Origin of the sequence: Pseudomonas sp. P20, assembly GCF_016463925.1 — a bacterium.
GTDB classification, from domain to species: Bacteria; Pseudomonadota; Gammaproteobacteria; order Pseudomonadales; family Pseudomonadaceae; genus Pseudomonas; species Pseudomonas aeruginosa.
Genome location: NZ_JAEMVM010000047.1, coordinates 1 through 2,799 on the forward strand (window position 1 = coordinate 1; position 2,799 = coordinate 2,799).

The following is a 2,799-nucleotide window of genomic DNA, read 5'->3' on the forward strand; positions in this document are numbered from 1 at the left end:
CTCGGCCGGCTGCTCAGGGCCTGGATCTTCCGCCCCGACTTCGGGAAGCGGATCATGTAGGTCAGGATCTCTTCCTTCTTCCCTTCGTCCCAGAAGGTCTGCTCGTAGACGTCAGCCTCGGCCAGCTCGTTGAAGGCGCGGGCGAACAACGCGCAGGCGGCGATGTACTCCAGCGCCATCTCCTGCTTGCTGCCGACGTAGAAGGTGTTGCAGCCACCTCGGCGCCGCGGCTTGGCGGCATTGATCACGTTGCGCCCGGCTTCGGCCCAGGTCAGGCCGGTGCGGCGAGACTTCTCCGCGATCATGATCGGACTCTCGTCCTCGAACCAGCGCTGCTGGTAGCCCAGGAAGACGGCGTCGTTGGATGGAATCGCCTCGGATATCTCCTGCGGCACATCGACGCCATGCAACGCCATCTCCTCGGCCAGGTCGATCTTGCGCGGCGCGCTGGTGGCCTTGAGCTTGGAGCCCAGGCTATCGGACGTTGCGTGCATGGCCATGTCAGGCTTTCCCCAGCAGGATGTCGCGGATACGTTGTTCGAGCTGCTCGCTCATGCCATCGCTGCCACGCATCTCTTCCAGGCGCTGCTCCTGTTCCTGGAGCTGTTTCTCGCGGCCCCGCTGCTCAGCCTCTGCCTGGAACTTCTTCAGCGTGACGCTGGAGCGCGTCAGCGTCGCGATGTTCTTGGCCGCAGACGCCAGCAGTCCGACACGATCGGCCGGGTCCATCTCTTCATCACCAGCCTCCTGCAGGGAGATGATCGACTCGAACAGCTCGGACTGGATCATCGCCGTCAGCGCTTCGCTGCGTGCGTCCAGGTCGTCGCCGGCCTGGGCACGGATCAGCTTGGCCGCCTCGGTGCTGGCACGAATTGCCGCCAGCCGTCGCTCCAGCTTCTGGCCGTAGCGATGCACGGCCGCACGGCTGGGCAGCTCGCCGGCCTCGGCCTGGCTCGGGAACTGCGCCTGCAGGTCCGCGATCAGCTCGTCCAGGGTCATCCGGCCATCGGCCAGGCGCCCCTCGATGTAGGCCCGGACTTGATCCGGTAGCCGGGAGATCGATGATTTCCGCCCCATGGTCGTCACCAGTACTTCTTGGGGCGGGCGATGCCGGGTTCGCAGTCGATGGTGTACTCGGCGACGTCGGTGCCGTACCGGGTCAAATCGGCGAACCACTTGCCAGACGGTTCCTTGACCAGGGTCACCAGGTCACGGTCGGCCAAGTAGTCCAGCTCTCGACGGATCTCCAGCGGTGTGGCGTCGGGGTACTCACTCTGTGCAACCGAGAGGACCGGCCCCTCGTAGGCGCCCACCGGCCGAGCATTGTTCAGGGTCAGCAGAATCAGCCAGCGCAGGGATTCCCGGCGAATCTTGGCCATATCAGTTTGCATGGTTTGCTCCTACCAAGCCGCGCAGCTGCGCGTTTTCCAGTTTCGTGGCCAGGCTGTCGAGCTTCATCTCGATCACGCTCTGGCCGCGGATGTAGTCGTCGCGAAGCACGTACTGGAACGGAAGCTCGGCCTTCAGGCTCATCAGCTCTCGCTCAACGCGCTGCCACTGGTTGGTTTCTTCCCGCGCGGCCTGCTCGATGGCGTCCAGCCGGTAGGAGAGTTGCTCATGGTTCGCCAGGCGTGCCTGGTCTTGGCTTGCGAACCTCGCATCCAGGCTCTTCTGGATCTGGTTGAGCAGCAGCTTGCCGCCGCCCGCGCAGGCCCCGAGGAAGGTCAGCAGCAGAGTGATCAACTGCCACAGTTCCAGCTCGACCTTCATTCCCTATTCCCCTTGTTCCAGTAGTGCGTTGAGCTGAGCGAGATTGCGAAGAGACCAGGCCCCGTAGTCCTGGGCAAAGGCCAGGATGTCCGCCGGAGTGACGCCGCTTTCCAGTAGCTCGGCGTCAGAACCGGCGGCGGGCCAGGTCGCTGTTTGAGTGCCGGGGGAAGCGGTGCGCGCTCCTGTGGCGGGCAAACCGGCGCCGAGGGCGGTGTTGAAGTCGCGCACCCAGCCGCGAGTGAAGACACAGCGAGGGATAGCAGTAGGCGCAGCACCAGGTGCCGCTCGGTAGGCGGTCGATACATGGGCAATTCGCTCCTGGAGTTGGTGTCGGGTGTCGGTCAGTTGCTGCTGTACTTGCAGCAGTTGTTCCTCGGCCTGGTTGGCGCGCGCGACCTGCTGCTTGTACTGGACCAGGCTGTCCTGAAGGGCCTGGGCGCGTTCGTTGGTGTGCCGCAGCTGCAGGTTGAGCAGCGCAGCGTCACCCTCGGCGCGGCCGGTGGCGTACCCACGGTCGTAGCTTGCGGAGCCGTGGATTACCACGGCTGCGCCGCACAGCACTGCGCTCAGCACGAGCCAGAACGTGCTGGTGCGCAGGAGGCTAAGGACGGCCATGGTTCCTCCGCTTGTACTTGCGTGCCTTACGTTTCGCCCGAGCCACCCCCGACTTTCCGTGTCTCTCCCGAGGGAGCGGCGAATAGTGGAACTCTGGCCGGGCCAGCCAGTTGCGGGATGTGGCGCCGAGGGTGATCGAGCCCACCAGGCCAACGGCCAGGCAGCTCATGAGCAGGCGTTTCATAGCTGATACCTCTGGCCGCACACACCGTCGCCCCACTGCAGATAGATCCGCTCGTAGCGCAGCAGGATGAGGCGCGGGTAGTTGCGGTTCTCGCGGAAGTTGGCGGCCGAGCGCCCGGCGTTGAAGCGCTCGACGGAGTCGAACCAGGCCAGCTGGTCGGCGCCGGATGCCGAGGCCAGCCTACGGTCGCGATTTACCCACCCCTGGCCGCCGTTGTAAGCGGACAGTAC

Annotated in this window: 4 protein-coding genes and 2 pseudogenes; all 6 read right to left on the reverse strand. The window is 64.9% G+C overall.

Translation table 11 applies throughout. The features are described from left to right. Positions 1–500: pseudogene (locus JHD77_RS30320) on the reverse strand (hypothetical protein); the annotation flags it as partial. A gap of 1 nt (position 501) precedes the next feature. Then, complete coding sequence (locus tag JHD77_RS30325; protein ID WP_003094238.1) at positions 502–1,077, reverse strand: DUF3486 family protein; 576 nt, start codon at positions 1,075–1,077, stop codon at positions 502–504. 5 nt (positions 1,078–1,082) lie between these two features. Next, positions 1,083–1,391: a hypothetical protein gene (locus tag JHD77_RS30330; protein ID WP_003094236.1), complete on the reverse strand. Its 309-nt coding sequence runs from the start codon at positions 1,389–1,391 to the stop codon at positions 1,083–1,085. Beyond that, positions 1,381–1,770, reverse strand: a complete 390-nt coding sequence (locus tag JHD77_RS30335) for a hypothetical protein (RefSeq protein WP_003094234.1) — start codon at positions 1,768–1,770, stop codon at positions 1,381–1,383. Before JHD77_RS30335 ends, JHD77_RS30330 begins: the two co-directional genes overlap by 11 nt. A 3-nt stretch (positions 1,771–1,773) precedes the next feature. Further along, positions 1,774–2,385 (reverse strand): hypothetical protein, encoded by a 612-nt coding sequence (locus JHD77_RS30340; protein WP_023657073.1) that lies wholly within the window; start codon positions 2,383–2,385, stop codon positions 1,774–1,776. 180 nt (positions 2,386–2,565) lie between these two features. After that, positions 2,566–2,799 (reverse strand): annotated as a pseudogene (locus JHD77_RS30345) (transglycosylase SLT domain-containing protein); the annotation flags it as partial.